Genomic DNA, 19,922 nt, shown 5'->3' with positions numbered 1-19,922 from the left:
GGGTTTTCACCATGACCTCCGCCACCATCACGCATCACCAACCGGCGCATCGCCCGATGCCGCCAGCGCTCGTTTTCCTGCTCGCCACCGGCGCCGGCCTGGCCGTCGCCTCGCTGTATTACAGCCAGCCCATGCTGGGCGTGCTGGCCGGCCAGTTCGAAGCCACGCCCGGCCAGATCGGCCTCGTGCCCACCCTGACGCAACTCGGCTACGCGCTGGGCATCCTGTTGCTGGCGCCGCTGGGCGACCGTTACGACCGGCGCCGCATCATCCTCGGCAAGGCCGCCGTGCTCTTCGTGGCGCTGCTGGTGGCGGCCGGCTCGCCCAGCCTGGGCGTGCTGCTCGCGGCCAGCCTGGCCATCGGCCTGTCGGCGACGCTGGCGCAGGACATCGTGCCCGCCGCGGCCACGCTGGCGCCGGAGTCCCACCGTGGCAAGACCGTGGGCACGGTGATGACCGGGCTGCTGCTGGGCATCCTGCTGTCGCGCGTGGTGTCGGGCTTCGTGGCCGAACATGCCGGCTGGCGCTCGATGTTCATGGCCGCGGCACTGAGCATCGCGCTGCTCGGTGCGGCGCTGTGGCGCGGCCTGCCGAAATTCGTGCCGACCACGCATCTCTCGTACGGCGCGCTGATGGCCTCGCTGGCCGACCTGTGGAAGCGCCACCCCGGCCTGCGCCGGGCCACGCTGGCCCAGGGCCTGCTGAGCATCGGCTTCAGCGGTTTTTGGTCCACGCTGGCGGTGATGCTGCACGCGGCACCGTTCCACCTGGGCAGCGCCGCCGCCGGTGCCTTCGGCCTGGCCGGTGCGGCCGGTGCGCTGGCCGCACCCATCGCCGGCCGGCTGGCCGACCGCAAGGGCCCCGAGATCGTGACCCGGCTCGGCGCGGCCCTGGTGACGGGGGCCTTCGTCGCCATGGCCATCGGCCCCGGCCAGCTGTGGCTCGTCGCCGTCGGTGCCGTGGTGTTCGACCTGGGTGTGCAGGCCACGCTGATCGCGCACCAGACCATCATCTACAGCCTGGAGCCCGCCGCCCGCAGCCGCCTGAATGCCGTGCTGTTCGTCGGCATGTTCATCGGCATGGCGCTCGGCTCCTGGCTGGGCAGCCTGGTGCTGGCGCAGTTCGGCTGGCAGGGCGTGTGTGTGATGGCCAGCCTCGCCGGCCTGGCCGGGCTCGGCGTTCGGATGTTGCCGCACCGGCGCAACGCCTGAGCCGGTGCACGCGCGCCTCAAGCGCCGAAACCGCCGTCGATGGTCAGGCTCGCGCCGGTCACCATCGCGGCTTCCGCGCTGGCCAGGTAGGCCACCATGCCGGCGATCTCGCTGCCGTGCGCGTGGCGCGGAATCGCCATCAGGCCGTGCAGACCGGCGGCCTGCTCCCCGCTGGCAGGGTTCATGTCGGTGTCCACCGGGCCGGGCTGCACGTTGTTGATGGTGATGCCGCGCGGGCCGAGGTCGCGTGCCAGGCCTTTGACCAGGCCGACCAGGGCCGACTTGCTCATGGCGTAGACACCGCCACCGGCGGCCGGCACGCGGTCGGCGTTGGTGCTGCCGATGTTGATGACCCGGCCGCCGTCCTGGCCCATGTGGCGCGTGGCGGCCTGGGTGGCGACGAACACCGAGCGCACGTTCACGGCCAGCGTGCGGTCGAAGTCTTCCAGCGTGAAGGTTTCGAACGGCGACCAGGCCAGCACGCCGGCGTTGTTGACCAGGATGTCGAGCCGTCCGAAATGGGCGGCGGCCTGGTCGATGGCGGAGATCACGGCCTTGGCGTCGGCCGCGTCGGCGCGCAGCGCCAGGGCCTTGCCGCCGTCCGCCGCGATGCTGGCCGCCAGGTCGTTCGCGGCGCCTTCTGCGCTCGAATAGGTGAAGGCCACGGCCGCGCCATCGCGCGCCAGGCGCCGCACGATGGCCGCGCCGATGCCGCGCGAGCCGCCGGTGACGAAGGCCACCTTGCCGGCAAGATGGGAAGAAGTGTTGCTGCTCAGGGATGCGCTCATGGTTTTCTCCAGAAGTGGTGTGGGCGATTCGCCCGGTTGGGTGAGGGAACGGAAGGCAGTGTCCTGCTTTCATTCGATCGGCGGTAGCCTTTAATCGGCTTCATCAATTTCAACCTTTGGTTGAAAATGGCGCCATGCAGCCCCTGAGCCATCTCGATTCCTTCGTACGTACGGCCGACGCCGGCAGCTTCTCCGCCGCCGCGCGCCAACTCGGCATCACACCGGCCGCGGTGAGCAAGAACGTGGCGCGGCTCGAAGCCGGACTCGGTGTGCGGCTGTTCCAGCGCAGCACGCGCCGGCTGACGCTCACCGAAGGCGGCGAGCGGCTGCTGCACGAGGTGCGCGGTGCGCTGACCACGCTGACCGACGCCGTCAACGGCATCGCCGAACAGGACCGCCAGCCCGCCGGTACGCTCAAGGTCAGCATGGGCCTGGCCTTCGGCCGGACCTACGTGGTGCCGCTGCTGGGTGAGTTCCTGCGGCGTTACCCCGCGGTGTTGCCCGACTGGCATTTCGACAACCGCCAGATCGACCTGATCGGCGAGGGCTTCGACGCGGCCATCGGTGGCGGCATCGAGCTCACGCCGGGCGTGGTGGCGCGTGAACTCGCCCGCATCCACATCGTGGCCGTGGCGGCCCCGGATTACCTGGCGGGCCGCGCCGTGCCCAGGCATCCCTCGGCACTGGCCGCGTTCGACGGCATCGTGCGCCGCTCGTCACCCACCGGCCGCGTGCGTGCCTGGGTGATGCGCAATGCCCGAGGCGAAGAGGCCGCGGCCGACATGCGCCCGCGCGTGATCTTCAGCGACCCCGAGGCCATGTGCCAGGCCGCCCTGATGGGGCTGGGCATCGCGCTGCTGCCGATGCCTTTCGCGCTGCCCTGGCTGCACAGCGGCGGCCTGGTGCGGGTGCTGCCGGGCTGGTGGGCCGACGGTGGCCCGTTGTCGCTGTACTACCCGAGCAAGAAGCAGTTGCCCGCACGCACGCGGGTCTTCGTGGACCATGTGGTGGCCGAATTTCGTGCGCAGGACTTCGCGCGCCGCGTGCTGGGCGCGTGAATCGTTCGCCCGAGGTGGAGCGGGCCGACGCCCAGGTCAGCCGCGCCGTCTGGCGCGTGGCCGGGCGCGGGCCTTGCCGTTGCGGTCGGCCATCTCCCAGGCGCCGCCCGCGGCCGCCTCGATCGCATGGGCGCTGTTGATCAGGCCGATGTGCGAGAAAGCCTGCGGAAAGTTGCCCAGCTGGCGGCGTCCGACGGGATCGTATTCCTCGGCAAACAGGCCGAGGTCGTTGCCCAGGCCCAGCAAACGTTTGAACAGCGCCCTGGCCTTGCGCAGCCGACCCATGGCCACGTAGACATTGACCAGCCAGAAGCTGCAGGCGAGGAAGGCGCCTTCGCCGCCGCGCAGGCCGTCCACGTCCGCGCCCACGTCGGTGCGGTAGCGGTACACCAGGCCGTCGAAGATCAGTTCCTTCTCGATGCGGGCGATGGTGCGCTGCACGCGCGGGTCGTGCACCGGCAGAAAGCCGACCAGCGGCATCCACAGCAGCGCCGCATCCACCGTGTCGGCACCGTAGTACTGGACGAAGCCGCCGCTGGCGGCGTCGAAGCCGTTGGCGCAGACGTCGGCATGGATGGCGTCGCGCGCGGCACGCCAGGTGTCGATCGGCCCGTCGAGGCCGTACTCTTGCGCACTCGCAATCATGCGGTCGAAGGCGAGCCAGCACATCACCTTGGAGTGCACGAAGTGGCGCGGCTCGCCACGCACTTCCCAGATGCTGCAGTCCGGCTCTTTCCAGAGCGTCAGCAGTTGTTTGGCGATGGCCCGCTCGAGCGGCCAGACCTTGTCCATGTCTTGCAGCCCGGCCTTGCGCGCGGCGTGGAAGGCGGCGATCACGGCGCCGTACACGTCCAGCTGCCGCTGGGCATGGGCACCGTTGCCCACGCGTACGGGCCGGCTGTCGGCATAACCCGGCAGCCAGTCGAGTTCGATTTCGGTCAACACGCGCTCGCCGTGCAGGCCATACATGATCTGCACCTCCTGCGGCGCGCCGCCGACGGCGCGCATCAGCCACCAGCGCCAGTCGCTGGCCTCGTCGACGTAACCCGAGGCGATGAGCGCATACAGCGTCAATGCCGCGTCGCGCAACCAGCAGAAGCGGTAATCCCAGTTGCGTTCGCCGCCGGGTTGCTCGGGCAGCGAGGTGGTGGGCGCGGCAACGATGCCGCCGGTGGGGGCATAGGTCAGCGCCTTCAGCGTCAGCAGCGAGCGATGCACCTGGTCGTGGTAGGGGCCGTCCAGCGTGCAGCGCGAGCTCCAGGCCTGCCATTGCGCAATGCTGTCGGCCAGTAGCGCGGCGGGGTCGCGCGGGATCGGCGGCACCTGGTGCGAGGGGTACCACTCCAGGCAGAAGGCGACGGCCTGGCCTTCTGTGACGCGGAAGTCGGCCGAGGTGGCGAAATCGTGGTTTTCCAAAGGCACGCCAGCGGTGATGCGTACCGCGTCCGGCCCGGCCACGGCATGGATGGTCGCGCCGCGGCGGTCCACCCAGGGCAGCCATTGTCCGTAGTTGAAACGGATGCGCATCTCGGTGTGCAGCGCCACGCTGCCGCGCACGCCCCGAACGATGCGCACCAGTTCGTGCGTGCCATCGTGCGCTGGCCGGGGCATGCAGTCGGTCACGGTGGCCACGCCGGTGGCCGTACGGATGGTGGTCTCCAGCACCACGGTGCCGGGCAGGTAGCGGCGTGACACCCTGGCCTTGGCGTCCTGCGCATGCAGCTTCCAGCTGCCGTTGCGTTCGTCGCCGAGCAGGCTCGCGAACATCGCGCCCGAGTCGAAGCGCGGCAGGCACAACCAGTCGATGTCGCCGCCCTTGTGGACCAGCGCGGCGCTGCTGGTCGATCCGATCAGCGCGTAATCCTCGATGGGGCGCACGGCGGCCGGTTCGGCGACGCGCACGGCCGGTGCGGCGGTTCTGGTGCGCCCGCGGGTCATGTTCCGTTGGCGAGGATGCGGTCGATGGCCCAGGCGACGCCGTCTTCCTCGTTGCTGCGCGTGGTCCACTGTGCGGCGTCGCGCACGGCCTGCGGTGCCTGGCCCATGGCCACGGCCAAGCCGGCGCGCGCGAACATTGGCAGGTCGTTCGGCATGTCGCCAATCACCGCCACCTCGGACAGGGGCACACCCATGGCCGACGCCAGCGCCGCCACGCCGTCGCCCTTGTTGGCGAGCAGCGCCGTCGCGTCGAGGAAGTAGGGCTGCGACAGCGCCACCGTGGCTTCGCCCTGCGCGGCGCGCAGGACCTCGGCCTGCACGCGTTGCAGCAGCGCCGCGTCGTCGCTGACGCCCACGATCTTGTCGGCAGCCGTGCACACCGCGGCCAGGTCATCGCGCAAGGTGGGCGACAGCCCGGCGGACAACTTTTCTCGCGGCACATGCGCATTGGTGTCGTTGCGCGCATACCAGAGGCCATCGGCGAACACCCACACGTCCACGCCAGCGTCGTCCAGCAGGCGCAGGATGCGCAGGCCCAGATGTGCGCCGAGGCGTTGCGGCGTGCCGATCACACCATGGCGGTCGAACAGGCTGCCGCCGTTGAACGCGCCGCAAGGGCCGTCGATGCCGAGCGCCTCGGCGATCCAGGCCATGCCGCTCCTCGGTCGGGCGCTGATCAGCGCCATGGGAATGCCGGCCTCGGCAAGCCGGCAGGCGGCGGCGATGTTGGCGTCCGGCAGGCTCTTGTCGTGTCGAACCAGGGTGCCGTCGATGTCGCTGACCACGAGCCGGATTTCATTCATGGGGGGCATCGGGCGGTATCTCCTGCGACGTTGGATGATGGATCTCGTCCATTGTGCCGCCGTTGGGAGCGTACGACCCGGCCCAAGTTCTCCCTGGGCGACGCTGGATGGCAAGCTTCGGCCGTGCCTGACACCGCCGCGCGGCGGCGTCCGACAAAACCCCTGGATGCTGGAACGGCTACGCCGACCGGGACTTCGCGGCGTTGCGTTTGCGTGTGGCCGCGCCTTTTCTGGCCGACGCCGAGCGCTCGGCGGCCGTGCGGGATGCGGCGGCCGCGCCACCGAGCCGGCCGCCCTTCCTGGACGGCGAGGTATCCACCGCCTGGCCGCGGCCCGAGCCGCTCTTCTTGCCGCCGCCGGTTTCCTTGTTCACCGTGGCCCAGGCGCGGCGTTCAGCCTCGGCCTTGGGCGTGCCTCGTTTTTCGTAGCCTTGCTCGATGTGCTCGGCCTGGCGTTTTTGCTTGTCGGTATAAGCGGATTTGTCTCCTTGGGGCATGGTCGACTCCTTGGCTGCTGAAAGCCCGTACTCTGATCCGCAAAGAAAAACAGCCTTGTCGGACGCTGCGGACAAGGCTGTAGGTGGGCCGCGCGATGCAGCGCGGCAGGGCTTCGGCTCAGCCCCGCAGGCGCGCCTTGTCTGCCGCGAGATCGCGGTTGATGCGCAGCGCCACCAGGGTGCAGACCACGCCCGACAGCAGATAGGCGCTGAGGTAAGCCAGCCCGAAGTTGGCCGACAGGCCCAGCGCCACCAGTGGTGCGAAAGCCGCGCCGATGAGCCAGGCGAAATCGGCCGTGAGTGCCGCGCCGGTATAACGGTACTTGGCGACGAAGTTGGAGCTGACCGCGCCCGCGGCCTGGCCGTAGGACAGGCCGAGCAGGGCGAAGCCGATGAGGATGAACGCGTCCTGGCCGCGCGGGCCGCTGCTCAGCAGCCAAGGCGCGAACAGGCTGAAGATGCCGATCAGCACGGCCGCCGTGCCGAGCGTGCTGCGCCGCCCGATGCGGTCGGCCACCAGGCCCGAGGCGATGGTGCCGAAGATCAGGATGGCGCCGCCGACGACCTGCACACCCAGCACTTCGTCCACCGAACGCGTGGAATTCAGGAGGATCCACGACAGCGGGAACACGGTAACCAGGTGGAACAGCGCGTAGCTCGCCAGGGACGCGAAGGCGCCGATGAACACGTTGGCGCTCTGCGAGGCCAGCAGTTCGGTCACAGGCACGGGTTCGAGTTCACGTTCTTCCAGCAGCTTGGTGTACTCGTTCGTCACCACCAGGCGCAGCCGCGCGAACAGCGCCACCACGTTGACCGCGAACGCCACGTAGAACGGATAGCGCCAGCCCCAGTCGAGGAAATCCCTGGCGTCCAGGCTCTTGTCGAGGTACAGGAACAGTCCGCTGGCCAGGATGAAGCCGATCGGCGCGCCCATCTGCCCGAGCATGGCATACCAGCCGCGGCGCTCTTCCGGGGCGTTCAGCGCCAGGAGCGAGGGCAGGCCATCCCAGGAGCCGCCGAGCGCGATGCCCTGCAGGAAGCGGAAGATCGCCAGCAGCACGATCGACGTGAAGCCGAGTGATGCGTAACCCGGCAGGAAAGCCATGCCGGCGGTGGAGATGCCGAGCAGGAACAAGGCGCCGGTGAGTTTCACGCTGCGGCCGAAGTGACGCTGGATGGCCATGAACAGCGCGTTGCCGAAGGGCCGCGCGATGAAGGCAAAGGAGAAGATCACGAACGACCACAGCGCACCTTCGAGCCGGGTCTCCTGCGGGAAGAACACCGCCGGAAATACCATCACCGAGGCGATGCCGTAGACGAAGAAGTCGAAATATTCGGATGCCCGGCCGATCACCACGCCGATCGCGATTTCGCCCGGCGCGACGCCGGAATGGTCGGTGGTGAGGTTTCGGACGTCATTTTCCATCTTGGTGGACGTGGGTTCGGTTGAAATGGCGCTGGACATCATGCTTGCTCGTAATTCAGGTGTTGTGCCATATTAACGCCGCAGGTTCGCATTTGTGGGTAAAAGCCGCCATAGGACAAAACGTCCAATGCCAGGAAAACCCCGATAGGCGTAGATTCCGTGGTCTCCCCTATTTATCAACAGAGCTCAATTCCTCGTACGGCATGTCCATTCTCAAGAATTTACGCGCTCTGCCGCTGCTCGCCGCCACGGTCCTGCTGGCCGGTTGCAATAGCATGGTACTGATGTCGCCGTCCGGTGATGTCGCCAGCCAACAACGCGACCTGATCATCTACTCGACGGTGCTGATGCTGTTGATCATCGTGCCGGTGATCGCGCTGACCTTTTTGTTCGCCTGGCGCTATCGCCACACCAACAAGGAGGCCGACTACGCGCCGGATTGGGATCACTCCACCCAGCTCGAGCTCATCATCTGGGCCGCGCCGCTGTTGATCATCATCGCGCTGGGTGCGCTCACCTGGATCAGCACCCACACGCTCGATCCGTACCGCCCGCTGGAGCGCATCGGCGAGAAACGGCCGATTCCGGCCGGTACCCAGCCGCTGGTGGTCGAAGTGGTCGCGCTCGACTGGAAATGGCTGTTCGTCTATCCCGAGCTCGGCATCGCCACGGTCAACGAGCTGGCCGCCCCGGTGGACCGGCCCATCACGTTCAAGATCACGGCTTCCTCGGTGATGAATTCCTTCTTCATCCCGGCGCTGGCCGGCCAGATCTACGCCATGCCGGGCATGGAAACCAAGCTGCACGCCGTGATCAACAAGCCCGGCGAGTACGAAGGCTTCTCGGCCAACTACAGCGGTGCGGGTTTCTCCGGCATGCGCTTCAAGTTCCACGGCCTGGCCACGGCGGAATTCGACAAGTGGGTGCAGCAGGCCAAGGCCGGCGGCGGCGAACTCACCCGCGCCGGCTACCTGCAACTCGAGCGCCCGAGCGAGAACGCACCGGTGAGCCGCTATGCGACCGTCGCGCCGGACCTGTACGACGCCATCCTCAACCGCTGCGTCGAGACCAACCGCATGTGCATGAAGGACATGATGGCCATCGATGCCAGCGGCGGCCTCGGCAAGGTCGGCGCCTACAACGTGGCCTCGCTGGACGCGGCCACGCAGAGCCGGATCGGCGTGGCCGGCCTGCCCGCCAAATCCTATGTCGGTGCGATGTGCACCGCGGCCAATCCCGAAGGCCAGACCCTGTAAAACCCGGCAGGGATCTGCCTTTGGCGAAGACCTGCGCTGTCCTTCTGTTGTTGATCTAAAAAATGTTTGAAGATGTCTGAAAACCTCGACCTCACGAAGCTCATCTTCGGCCGCCTCACCTGGGAGGCCATCCCGTTCCACGAACCGATCCTGCTGTTCACCTTCATCGCGGTGGCGCTGGGCGGTATCGCGCTCGTGGGTGCGCTCACCTACTTCAAGGTGTGGGGCTATCTGTGGCGCGAGTGGTTCACCAGCATCGACCACAAGAAGATCGGCATCATGTACATGATCCTGGGCATCATCATGCTGCTGCGCGGCTTCTCCGATGCAATCATGATGCGCGCCCAGCAGGCCATGTCCTTTGGCGACAACATGGGCTTCCTGCCTCCGCACCACTACGACCAGATCTTCACGGCCCACGGCGTGATCATGATCTTCTTCGTGGCCATGCCCTTCGTCACCGGCCTGATGAACTTCGCCGTGCCGCTGCAGATCGGCGCGCGCGACGTGGCCTTCCCCTTCCTCAACAACTTCAGCTTCTGGATGACCACCGCCGGCGCGGTGCTGGTCATGGCTTCGCTGTTCGTGGGCGAATTCGCGCGCACCGGCTGGCTCGCCTATCCGCCGCTGTCGAACCTGGCCTACAGCCCCGACGTGGGGGTCGATTACTACATCTGGTCGCTGCAGATCGCAGGGGTGGGCACGCTGCTGTCGGGCATCAACCTGATCGCCACCATCGTGAAGATGCGCGCGCCGGGCATGGGCTTGATGCAGATGCCTGTGTTCGTGTGGACCTCGCTGTGCACCAACGTGCTGATCGTCGCCGCCTTCCCCGTGCTCACCGGCGTGCTCGGCCTGCTGTCGCTCGACCGCTACGTCGGCACCAACTTCTTCACCAACGACTTCGGCGGCAACGCCATGATGTACGTGAACCTGATCTGGATCTGGGGCCACCCCGAGGTCTACATCCTGGTGCTGCCGGTGTTCGGCATCTTCTCCGAGATCGTCTCCACCTTCTCGGCCAAGCGCCTGTTCGGCTACGCCTCCATGGTCTATGCCACCGTGGTGATCACCATCCTGTCGTACCTGGTGTGGCTGCACCACTTCTTCACCATGGGCTCCGGTGCCAGCGTGAACTCCTTCTTCGGCATCACCACCATGATCATCTCGATCCCGACCGGGGCCAAGATCTTCAACTGGCTGTTCACCATGTACCGTGGTCGCATCCGCTTCGAAGTGCCGATGCTGTGGACCATCGGCTTCATGTTCACCTTCGTGATCGGTGGCATGACCGGGGTGCTGCTGGCCGTGCCGCCGGCCGACTTCGTGCTGCACAACAGCCTGTTCCTCATCGCCCACTTTCACAACGTGATCATTGGCGGCGTGGTGTTCGGTGTCTTCGCCGGCATCAATTACTGGTTCCCCAAGGCCACCGGCGTGAAGCTCGATCCATTCTGGGGCAAGGTGTCGTTCTGGTGCTGGCTGGTCGGCTTCTGGTTCGCCTTCGCGCCGCTGTACGTGCTGGGCCTGATGGGCGTGACCCGCCGCATGAGCCACTTCGAGGACACCTCGCTGCAGATCTGGTTCCAGATCGCGGCGTTCGGCGCGGTGCTGATCGCGCTCGGCATCGCGGCGATGCTGATCCAGTTCTTCGTCACCTGGAAGAACCGCGAAGCCCTGCGCGACCACACCGGCGATCCGTGGAACGGCCGCACGCTCGAATGGTCCACCTCTTCGCCGCCACCGTCCTACAACTTCGCCTTCACGCCGGTGGTGCACGACAACGACGCCTACTACGACATGAAGAAGCGCGGCTACCAGCGTCCGCTGAGCGGCTTCATCCCGATCCACATGCCCAAGAACACCGGCGCCGGCATCATCCTGGCCGGACTGAGCACGGCCTTCGGCTTCACCATGATCTGGCACATGTGGCTGCCGGCGGCGCTGTCCTTCCTGGCCCTCATCGTGGCTTCCATCGTGCATACCTTCAACTACAAGCGTGATTTCCATATCGGCGCGGACGAAGTCCTCCGCACCGAAGGCGAGCGCACCCAACTGCTGGCCAGCCATGTCTGATACCACCACGATGCCCCGGCCCACGGGCAAGATGAACCCGGCACACGCCCATGTGAGCGCCGACACCGTCGCGCACTTGCCGGACTTCTACCTCAAGAAAGAGCACCACGTCGAGAACGGCACGCTGCTCGGGTTCTGGCTCTACCTGATGAGCGATTGCCTGATCTTCGCCGTGTTGTTCGCGGTGTACGCCGTGCTGGGCCGCAGCTATGCGGCCGGCCCGTCGGGCGCCGACCTGTTCGACCTGAAGCTGGTGGCGATCAACACCTCGATGCTGCTGTTCTCCTCCATCACCTATGGCTTCGCCATGCTGGAGATGCAGCGCAAACGCGTCAAGGCCACCCTGGTCTGGCTCGGCATCACCGGCCTGTTCGGCCTGGCCTTCATCAGCCTCGAGCTGTATGAGTTCGCCCACCTGATCCACGAAGGCGCGGTGCCGCAGCGCAGCGCCTTCCTGTCGGCCTTCTTCACGCTGGTCGGCACGCACGGCCTGCACGTCACCTTCGGCATCATCTGGCTGGTCACGCTGATGGTGCAGGTCAGCCGCCTGGGCCTCACCACCGAAAACCGCCGCCGGCTGATGTGCCTGTCGATGTTCTGGCACTTCCTGGACGTTGTCTGGATCGGTGTCTTCACCTTCGTTTACCTGATGGGATCCATGGCATGAGCGCACCCCACGACAACCACGGCCATGACGACCATGGCCACGATCACGGACACGACCACGACGAAGGCCCGCACAGCACCTTCAAGGGCTACATGACCGGCTTCGTGCTGGCGGTGATCCTCACGGTGATTCCGTTCTGGCTGGTGATGGGCAAGGTCTTCGACAAGCCAAGCACCACCGCTTTGGTGATCCTGGCGCTCGCCGCCGTGCAGATCGTGGTGCACATGATCTACTTCCTGCACATGAACGCCAAGGTGGAAGGTGGCTGGTCGATGCTGGCGCTGATCTTCACCATCGTGCTGGTGGTGATCACGCTCAGCGGCTCGATCTGGGTCATGTACCACCTGAACACCAACATGATGCCGATGTCCCCGCACGAGATGAAGAACATGCCCTGAGCATGGCATCGACTTCCGTTTCTTCCCGCAGGCCGCGATCCAAAGCCGCGGCCTTTTTCATCGCGCTGGCGGGTGCGATGCTGTTCGCCAGCTTCGTCTCGCTGGGCACCTGGCAGGTCGAGCGGCGCGCCTGGAAACACGAACTGGTCGCGCGCGTCGAGCAACGCGTGCATGCGCCGGCCGTGCCTGCGCCGGGCCGCGACGCCTGGTCCAGGATCAATGCCGCCGACGACGAGTACCGCCACGTGGCGCTGGCCGGCAGGTTCGCGCATGACAAGGAAACCCTGGTGCAGGCCGTCACCGCACGTGGCAGCGGCTTCTGGGTGCTCACGCCGCTACAGATGGCCGATGGCGGCAGCGTGCTCGTCAATCGCGGCTTCGTGCCGCCGGAGCTGGCCGATCGCGCCACGCGCCGCAGCGGCGAGCCGGCGGGCGACGTCAGCCTGACCGGACTGCTGCGCATCACCGAGCCCGGCGGCGGCTTCCTGCGCGACAACGACCCGGCCGGCAACCGCTGGTTCTCGCGCGACGTGGCCGCCATCGCCAAGGCGCGTGGCCTGAACGACGTCGCACCCTACTTCGTCGATGCCGCCGCCGTGCCGCAGGCCGCGCCCACCGAGCCCGTCGGCGGCCTGACCGTGGTGGCTTTCCCCGACCACCACCTGGTCTACGCCCTCACCTGGTATGCGCTTGCGCTGATGATCGTCGGCGGCGCCTGGCGTTTCATCCGGGCCGATCGCCGGCCGGGCTGAACCCGCGCGAAAATACCGGGGATGCCACCCCTGATCGACGCCGCCCAGCCCAGCGCAGCCAAGGCCCCGCCGCCGCCTTCGCCGAATACCTTGCCGATGCCGGGCGCACCGCCAGTGCGTCACGTGGCCGCCGCGTTCAACGACGCCACCGGCCTGAAGAACATGCAGCAGCTGATCCAGCTGCGCTGGATGGCCACCTACGGCCAGCTCGTCACCATCGCGGTGGTGCATTTCGGCTTCGGCATCCGCTTGCCGATCGAAAACATGCTGACGCTGCTGGCGCTGCTGCTGGCCTTCAACCTGGCGAGCCAGTGGCGCTGGCGGCGCGACCGCCAGGTGCGCAATGCCGAGCTCTTCGTCGCGCTGCTGGTCGATGTGGGCATGCTCACGGCGCAGCTCTACCTCAGCGGCGGGGCCACCAATCCCTTCGTGTTCCTGTACCTGCTGCAGGTCACGCTGGCGGCTGTGCTGCTCAAGCCCTGGTCGACCTGGACCATGGTGGGCATCACCGCCCTGTGTTTCGCCGGCCTGGCGGTGTTCGGCCGGCCACTGGCGCTGCCACCCGACCATGACCGTGGCCTGGCCAGTCCCTACATCCAGGGCATGCTGATCTGTTTCGCGCTGAATGCGGCATTGCTGGTGATCTTCATCACGCGCATCGGCAAGAACCTGCGCGAGCGCGATGCCCATCTGGCCGACCTGCGCCAGCGCGCGGCCGAGGAGGAGCACATCGTGCGCATGGGCCTGTTGGCCTCGGGTGCGGCGCATGAGCTCGGCACGCCATTGGCCACGCTGGCGGTGATCCTGGGCGACTGGTGTCGCATGCCCTTTTTCACCAGCGACCCGGAGCTGCACCAGGAGGTGAGCGAAATGCAGGCGCAGGTGCAGCGTTGCAAGACCATCGTCAGCGGCATCCTGCTGTCGGCTGGCGAGGCGCGCGGTGAATCCTCCGTGGAAACCACGCTGTGCACCTTCATGGACGAACTCGCGCGCGAATGGCGCGCCACGCGGCCCGTGGTGCGCTTCAGCTACGAGAACCACGTCGGGGACGACCTGCCCATGGTCGCGGATCCGGCGCTCAAGCAAATGGTCGGCAACCTGCTCGACAACGCGCTCGAAGCCTCGCCGCGCTGGACCGGCCTGGCCATCACGCGCGACGCGGACGCACTGATGTTGCGCGTCACCGACGAAGGCCCCGGCTTCGCCCCCGCCATGCTTGCGCAGATCGGCAAGCCCTACCAGTCGAGCAAGGGCCGGCCGGGCAGCGGCCTGGGTCTGTTCCTGGTCGTCAACGTGGCGCGCACGCTCGGCGGCACCGTTACGGCGCACAATCGGCCCGAAGGCGGTGCCGTCGTCACGGTGCGCCTGCCACTCGAGGCCATCACGCTGGAACCCGTCGATGCCGCCGACACCCTGGACGAAGCCGAAGACACCGCAAGCAAGGAGCCCCATGCGCGCCGAACCGCAGACTGAAGAACAGCGCCTGCTGCTGATCGTCGAGGACGACGCCGCGTTCGCGCGCACGCTCGGCCGTTCCTTCGAGCGCCGCGGCTACACCGTGCTGCATGCTGCCAGCTTCGACGAAGTGGCCACGCTTCTGAATGACCATACGCCCGGCTATGCGGTGGTCGACCTCAAGCTCAACGGCGATGCCTCGGGCCTGGCCTGCGTGCAGACGCTCTATGCGCGCAACGATGCCATGCTCATCGTGGTGCTGACCGGCTTCGCCAGCATCGCCACGGCGGTGGAGGCCATCAAGCTCGGCGCCTGCCACTACCTGGCCAAGCCGTCGAACACCGACGACATCGAAGCCGCTTTCAAGCACGTGGCCGGCGCGGCCGAGGTCGAGCTCACCAACCGCGCCACCTCGCTGAAGACCCTGGAGTGGGAACGCATCCACGAAACCCTCGCCGAGACCGGTTTCAACATCTCCGAGACCGCCCGCCGCCTGGGCATGCATCGGCGTACGCTGGCGCGCAAGCTCGACAAGCAGCGCGTGAAATAGGCGTCGACCCGGCTTGAACAGGGTCGGCCGGGTCTGCCATGGATGAGGTGTTGGCTGACGGCGGGTCGCGGGTTTCGCCGCTTGGGCATCGATGCGCGGGCGCTGAACATGGACGCAATTCCACGAAGCTCCAAGCCATGCCCGCCCAGCCCCCCGCACCGGCCTTTCACGCCGACATCCACGGCAGCCCGGCCCTGCCGGCCGTGACCATCGACAGCTACAGCCTCGAGGTGCGCGAGTCGGACGGCCAGCACTTCGTCGGCGACCGCGCGAGCCGCACCGCCTTCTGCGGCCTGCTCGACGGATGGCGCCGGCAGTTCAAGTCTATGCATGGCGGCGACGATCCACTGGGCGACCTGCCCAGCGGCGAACTCGGCAAGAAGCGGCTGGACGCGTTGCTCGATGAAAAGGGCGACGCGGCCGAGATCATCCGGGTGGCCATCGAGGACTTCGCACACCAGTTGGCCCATGTCGCTGGGGTCTTCCTGAAGCAGAAGAAGTGGCAGGGCGTGCAGCGCATCATCGTCGGTGGGGGTTTCCAGCAGAGCCAGCTTGGCGAGCTGGCCGTGGCGCGCGCGGCCGAGTTGCTCAGGCAGGAAAAGATCCGCATCGACATCCGGCGGCTGCACCACCATGCCGACGAAGGCGGGCTCATCGGCTGGGTGCACATCGTGCCGGCCAATGTGCTGCGCGGCTTCGACGCGCTGCTGGCCGTGGACATCGGCGGCACCAACGCGCGTTGCGGCATCGTGCGGCCCAACCGCGACAAGGCGGCCGACCTGAGCCAGGCGGATGTGGTGGAACGCGTCAAGTGGAGCCATGCACGGGATGAAGACGCGACGCACCGCGTGCATGTGATCGACGGCATCGCCGAGATGCTCGAGAAACTGGCGACCTATGCCAAACGCAAGGAGATCCGCTTGGCGCCGTTTGTCGGCGTGTCCTGTCCCGGCGTGGTGCAGAAGGACGGCGCCATCGCCGCGGGCACGCAGAACCTGCCCGGCGACTGGGAGAGTCCGCACTTCCACCTGCCCACCGCGCTGCGCGACAAGTTCCCCACCATCCACGGCGAGGAAACCCGCGTGCTGCTGCACAACGACGCGGTGGTGCAGGGCCTGTCGGAGTTGCCTTTTACCGCAGACGTGAAACGCTGGGGCGTGTTGACGGTGGGCACCGGGCTGGGCAACGCCAGCTACACCAACCGCTGAATGCCGCGGGCAGCCTCGCACGCCGCTTTGGGGCTTCCTGCCCCCTGAAGCACTGGCGTTTGCCATACCCAACCGATACACTGCCCCGGCAACTTTCGGGGGAATCCATGACGCTTTATGTTCTGGCCTTGCTGATCGGCGTGATCGCCGGCCTTCGGGCGATGACCGCGCCCGCCGCCGTCAGTTGGGCCGCCCACCTGGGCTGGCTGCCACTGGCCGGCACGCCGATGGCCTTCATGGGTTTCGCGTACACGCCGTTCATCTTCAGCGTGCTGGCGCTCGGTGAGTTCGTCACCGACCAGTTGCCGCAGACGCCGAGTCGCAAGGTGCCGATGCAGTTCGGCGGCCGCCTCGCCAGCGGCGCCCTGTGTGGCGCGTGTTTCGGCGCGGCCGGCGGCAGTCTCGTTGGCGGGCTGGTGGCAGGTGTGGTGGGTGCGGTGATCGGCACGCTCGGCGGTGCGGCGGTGCGCGCAAAACTGGCCCAGGTCTTCGGCAAGGACTTGCCCGCGGCCCTCATCGAAGACGCGGTGGCCGTGGCCGGCGCCTTCCTCATCGTGTCGGCGGCACGCGCATGACCCGGACCTTCGACGCCATCATCGTCGGCGCCGGACAGGCCGGGCCGCCGCTCGCAGGGCGGCTCACGGCGGCCGGCCAGCGCGTGGCCATCGTCGAGCGCAAGCTGTTCGGCGGCACCTGCGTCAACACCGGCTGCATGCCCACCAAGACGCTGATCGCGAGCGCCCGCACCGCCCACGTGGTGCGGCACGCGGCCGATTTCGGGGTCGTGCCCGGCGCGGGTTTCGGCATCGACATGGCCGTGGTCAAGGCACGCAAGGACAAGGTGGCCGGCGATGCGCGCAATGGCGTGGAGCGCTGGCTCAAGGGCATGGACGGCTGCACCGTGTTCGAAGGCCATGCGCGCTTCGTCTCGCCTACCGGGATGGAGGTGGGCGGCCAGCGCATCGAAGCGAAGAACATCTTTCTCAACGTCGGCGGCCGCGCGGCGATCCCGGCGCTGCCGGGCATCGACAGCGTGCCCTACCTCACCAACGTTTCGGTGATGGAACTCACCGAATTGCCACGCCACCTGGTGATCGTCGGCGGCAGCTACATCGGCCTGGAGTTCGCGCAGATGATGCGGCGCTTCGGCAGCGAGGTCACCGTCGTCGAAAAGGGGCCGCGCCTGATCTCGCGCGAGGACGCGGACGTCTCGGCCGCGGTGCACGACATCCTTGCCGCGGAGGGCATCACCATCCACCTCGGTGCCGACCAGCTGCGCTTCGCGCCGCGCGGCCAGGACATCGCGGTGGGCGTGAAGGCCGGCGTGGAAGTGGTCGGCTCGCACCTGCTGATGGCCGTGGGCCGGCGGCCCAATACCGACGACCTGCAGCTCGACAAAGCCGGCGTGGTGCTCGATGCGCGGGGCTACATCGCGGTGGACGAAGAACTGCGCACCAACGTGCCCGGCATCTGGGCGCTCGGCGACTGCAACGGCCGCGGCGCGTTCACCCACACCTCGTACAACGACTTCGAGATCGTGGCGGCGAACCTGCTCGATGGGGCCACCCGGCGCGTCTCGGATCGCATCGACACCTATGCCCTGTTCATCGATCCGCCGCTGGCCCGCGTGGGCCTGAGCGAAGCCCAGGCGCGCCGTGCTGGCCACGACGTGCGGGTCGGCATGCGGCCGATGACCCGGGTCGGCCGCGCCGTGGAGAAGGGCGAGACCGCGGGTTTCATGAAGATCGTGGTCGATGCGAAGAGCCAGGCCGTGCTCGGCGCCACCATGCTCGGCGTGGGCGCCGACGAGGCCATCCACGGTATTCTCGATACCATGGCGGCCAAGGCGCCGTATCCGGTGCTGCAGCAGGCGATGCACATCCACCCCACGGTGGCGGAGCTGATCCCCACGCTGTTGGGCGAGTTGAAGACCTGAAGAACGATCGATCGAAATCGAACTGGAGACCCATGCAACTGGAAGGTTCCTGCCATTGCGGCAGCATCAAATTCTCTGTGGAATCGGCCGAGCCCGTGCCGTTCATGCGCTGCTATTGCAGCATCTGCCGCAAGACGGCCGGCGGCGGTGGTTATGCCATCAACCTCGGCGCCGACCACCGCACGCTCAAGATCACCGGCAAGCGGCACCTGCGCGTCTACAAGGCCACCATCGTCGAAGGCGACCATGTGCGCCACAGCAGTGGCCAGCGCCACTTCTGCGGGCTGTGCGGCAGCGCCCTGTGGCTTTACGATCCGAGCTGGCCGGACCTGGTGCATCCGCATGCGAGCGCCATCGACACCCCTTTGCCCAAGCCACCGGCCAGCGTGCACATCATGCTCGGCTCGAAGGCGCCGTGGGTGCGGGTGGAGGGCCGCAAGGGGGATGAACGCTTCGATGCCTATCCGGACTTCTCGCTGAAGGAATGGCACGTGAAGCGGGGGCTCGTGTCCAAACCGGAAAAGACCGGCAACACCGAAGCCGCCAAACCCGCGAAAACCCCGAAGGGCGCGAAAGCCCTGAAGAACGCCAAGCCGAATAAGAAGTAGGCGCCCATGTTGGACCAGTTCCAGTACGTCGAAGGGCAGGGCCGGCCCGGCTTCGCCACGCTGATCCCACGGTTCGAGGCACTCAGTGCGGCGGCCGCCACGAACGGCCGCCTCGACATCCGTTACGGCGAAGCCGCGCGCGAGTGTTTCGACTTCTTCGGCGCCGACCAGCCGCGGGCGACGCTCGTGTTCTTCCATGCGGGTTACTGGCAGTCGCGCGACAAGGCCACGTTCCGCTTCATCGCACCGGCCTTCACGCGGCACGGCGTGCAAGTGGCCTTGGTGAACTATCCGCTTTGCCCGCACGTGTCGATCGGCCATCTGGTGGAGGCAGCTCGCCGCGCGGTGACGGCGGTCAGAGCCCACGTGGCCAGCTTGGGTGGCGGTGGGCTGCCGCTGGTCGCGGCGGGCCATTCGGCAGGCGGCCACATCGCGGTGGAACTGGCCTTTACCCGCTGGGCGTCGCGCCAGCCACCGGCTCCGGCGATCGACGCCGTGGTGGCGCTCAGCGGCATCTACGATCTGGCCCCGTTGACGCGCACCACGCTCAACGCCAACCTCGGCCTCGACGCGGCGAGCGCGCTAAGGCATTCCCCCCTGTGGCGTGTGCCGCTGCTGGCGCCCCCGGCGCTGTTCGCGGTCGGCGCCAGCGAGACGCCAGCCTTCCTTTCGCAGACCAACGCGATGCACGCCGCCTGGCTGGCCGCCGGGCACACCAGCACGCAACACGTGGTGGCCGATGCCGACCACTTCACGCTGCTCAATGCCTTGGTCGATCCAGACAGCAGCCTGCAACAGGCCGTTGTGCGCCTGATCGACGGGCTGGCCCGCCCGGTCACTGACCCAGCAGGATCTGCGCGATGACGCCGGTGGCGATGGCCACCAGCACGTAGTCGCCACCGGTCTGCACCCAGTGGTAACCGCGCGGCGGTGCGCTCAGGTGATGGCCGCGCCAGTCGTTGACGACATATTGGCGGTTGCGGTATTCGCTCGGCAGGCGGCCACCCCGGCGGAAGTTGTGGTCGGGCCCGGCGCCGCGGTCGTCATGCCGCTCGGCCTGCTGGTACTGCGGCCCAGGGCGGCCCTGCGGCCCACGGTGGTCGTTGCGCTGTTGTGGACCAGATCGATGGTCTCTGCCTGGGCCACGGTCGGGGCCGTTCTGGGCAAAGACGCTGCCGCCGGTGGCCAAAGCCAGCGCGGTCAGGACGGTCGTGAGAAGTTTCTTGTGCATGGCGGCTCCGGTTTGAAAGACAGGTTGATTGTTGAGCCCCATCGATGTCATGGCTGTAGGTGAAC

The 19,922-nt window shown here is 67.3% G+C and carries 20 protein-coding genes; 14 read left to right on the top strand and 6 right to left on the bottom strand.

Going from position 1 to position 19,922, the window contains the following annotated elements:
- The first annotated feature begins 11 nt into the window (after window positions 1-11).
- Window positions 12-1,211: an MFS transporter gene (locus RD110_RS24650; RefSeq protein ID WP_076203084.1), complete on the top strand. Its 1,200-nt coding sequence runs from the start codon at window positions 12-14 to the stop codon at window positions 1,209-1,211.
- 17 nt (window positions 1,212-1,228) lie between these two features.
- Here the strand turns inward: RD110_RS24650 and RD110_RS24645 are convergent, their stop codons facing one another.
- Window positions 1,229-1,999, bottom strand: a complete 771-nt coding sequence (locus RD110_RS24645; protein ID WP_076203081.1) for a 3-oxoacyl-ACP reductase family protein — start codon at window positions 1,997-1,999, stop codon at window positions 1,229-1,231.
- Window positions 2,000-2,133: 134 nt separating this feature from the next.
- Here RD110_RS24645 and RD110_RS24640 point away from each other — a divergent pair, with 134 nt between their 5' ends.
- Complete coding sequence (locus tag RD110_RS24640) at window positions 2,134-3,057, top strand: LysR family transcriptional regulator (protein ID WP_076203078.1); 924 nt, start codon at window positions 2,134-2,136, stop codon at window positions 3,055-3,057.
- A 36-nt stretch (window positions 3,058-3,093) separates the two neighbouring features.
- On the opposite strand, the gene RD110_RS24635 is transcribed toward RD110_RS24640, so the two are convergent.
- From RD110_RS24635 to RD110_RS24620, 4 genes are all read right to left on the bottom strand, one after another.
- Window positions 3,094-4,995: a glycoside hydrolase family 15 protein gene (locus RD110_RS24635; protein ID WP_083686553.1), complete on the bottom strand. Its 1,902-nt coding sequence runs from the start codon at window positions 4,993-4,995 to the stop codon at window positions 3,094-3,096.
- Window positions 4,992-5,807, bottom strand: coding sequence for a Cof-type HAD-IIB family hydrolase (locus RD110_RS24630; RefSeq protein ID WP_076203075.1), 816 nt, complete (start codon window positions 5,805-5,807; stop codon window positions 4,992-4,994). Before RD110_RS24630 ends, RD110_RS24635 begins: the two co-directional genes overlap by 4 nt.
- 169 nt (window positions 5,808-5,976) lie before the next feature.
- Complete coding sequence (locus tag RD110_RS24625) at window positions 5,977-6,294, bottom strand: plasmid stabilization protein (RefSeq protein WP_076203072.1); 318 nt, start codon at window positions 6,292-6,294, stop codon at window positions 5,977-5,979.
- A gap of 118 nt (window positions 6,295-6,412) precedes the next feature.
- A complete protein-coding gene (locus tag RD110_RS24620; protein ID WP_239467114.1) occupies window positions 6,413-7,720 on the bottom strand; it encodes an MFS transporter in 1,308 nt (435 codons plus the stop codon).
- A gap of 203 nt (window positions 7,721-7,923) precedes the next feature.
- Between RD110_RS24620 and cyoA the strand changes: the two genes are divergently transcribed.
- The 12 genes from cyoA to RD110_RS24560 all read left to right on the top strand — a co-directional run bounded on the left by cyoA (window position 7,924) and on the right by RD110_RS24560 (window position 19,490).
- Entirely contained in the window at window positions 7,924-8,976 is a 1,053-nt protein-coding gene (gene cyoA, locus RD110_RS24615; RefSeq protein ID WP_076203067.1) for a ubiquinol oxidase subunit II, read from the top strand.
- 72 nt (window positions 8,977-9,048) lie between these two features.
- A complete protein-coding gene (cyoB, locus tag RD110_RS24610) occupies window positions 9,049-11,052 on the top strand; it encodes a cytochrome o ubiquinol oxidase subunit I (protein ID WP_204250004.1) in 2,004 nt (667 codons plus the stop codon).
- Complete coding sequence (cyoC, locus tag RD110_RS24605) at window positions 11,045-11,719, top strand: cytochrome o ubiquinol oxidase subunit III (protein WP_076203061.1); 675 nt, start codon at window positions 11,045-11,047, stop codon at window positions 11,717-11,719. The genes cyoB and cyoC overlap by 8 nt, the downstream gene beginning before the upstream one ends.
- Complete coding sequence (gene cyoD / locus RD110_RS24600) at window positions 11,716-12,117, top strand: cytochrome o ubiquinol oxidase subunit IV (RefSeq protein ID WP_076203059.1); 402 nt, start codon at window positions 11,716-11,718, stop codon at window positions 12,115-12,117. Before cyoC ends, cyoD begins: the two co-directional genes overlap by 4 nt.
- Before the next feature lie 2 nt (window positions 12,118-12,119).
- Window positions 12,120-12,869 carry an SURF1 family protein gene (locus RD110_RS24595; RefSeq protein ID WP_076203056.1) on the top strand — a complete coding sequence of 250 codons (750 nt, stop codon included), beginning with the start codon at window positions 12,120-12,122 and terminating at the stop codon, window positions 12,867-12,869.
- 96 nt (window positions 12,870-12,965) lie between these two features.
- Window positions 12,966-14,342 (top strand): ATP-binding protein, encoded by a 1,377-nt coding sequence (locus RD110_RS24590; protein ID WP_076205622.1) that lies wholly within the window; start codon window positions 12,966-12,968, stop codon window positions 14,340-14,342.
- Window positions 14,320-14,874, top strand: a complete 555-nt coding sequence (locus RD110_RS24585; protein ID WP_076203054.1) for a response regulator transcription factor — start codon at window positions 14,320-14,322, stop codon at window positions 14,872-14,874. The genes RD110_RS24590 and RD110_RS24585 overlap by 23 nt, the downstream gene beginning before the upstream one ends.
- A 137-nt stretch (window positions 14,875-15,011) precedes the next feature.
- Complete coding sequence (locus RD110_RS24580) at window positions 15,012-16,082, top strand: ROK family protein (RefSeq protein WP_076203052.1); 1,071 nt, start codon at window positions 15,012-15,014, stop codon at window positions 16,080-16,082.
- Between the two features lie 107 nt (window positions 16,083-16,189).
- A complete protein-coding gene (locus RD110_RS24575) occupies window positions 16,190-16,657 on the top strand; it encodes a DUF4126 domain-containing protein (protein ID WP_076203049.1) in 468 nt (155 codons plus the stop codon).
- Complete coding sequence (locus RD110_RS24570) at window positions 16,654-18,018, top strand: FAD-containing oxidoreductase (RefSeq protein WP_076203047.1); 1,365 nt, start codon at window positions 16,654-16,656, stop codon at window positions 18,016-18,018. The genes RD110_RS24575 and RD110_RS24570 overlap by 4 nt, the downstream gene beginning before the upstream one ends.
- A gap of 32 nt (window positions 18,019-18,050) precedes the next feature.
- Window positions 18,051-18,626, top strand: a complete 576-nt coding sequence (locus tag RD110_RS24565; RefSeq protein ID WP_076203044.1) for a GFA family protein — start codon at window positions 18,051-18,053, stop codon at window positions 18,624-18,626.
- Between the two features lie 6 nt (window positions 18,627-18,632).
- Window positions 18,633-19,490, top strand: coding sequence for an alpha/beta hydrolase (locus RD110_RS24560; protein WP_076203041.1), 858 nt, complete (start codon window positions 18,633-18,635; stop codon window positions 19,488-19,490).
- On the opposite strand, the gene RD110_RS24555 is transcribed toward RD110_RS24560, so the two are convergent.
- A complete protein-coding gene (locus RD110_RS24555) occupies window positions 19,462-19,857 on the bottom strand; it encodes an RcnB family protein (protein ID WP_076203038.1) in 396 nt (131 codons plus the stop codon). The two genes, RD110_RS24560 and RD110_RS24555, sit on opposite strands and share 29 nt — an antisense overlap.
- Window positions 19,858-19,922 lie beyond the last annotated feature (65 nt).

Origin of the sequence: Rhodoferax koreense (genome assembly GCF_001955695.1) — a bacterium.
GTDB classification, from domain to species: domain Bacteria; phylum Pseudomonadota; class Gammaproteobacteria; order Burkholderiales; family Burkholderiaceae_C; genus Rhodoferax_B; species Rhodoferax_B koreensis.
The sequence above is the reverse complement of the archived record's forward strand: the minus strand, read 5'-3'. Positions and strand labels throughout refer to the sequence as shown.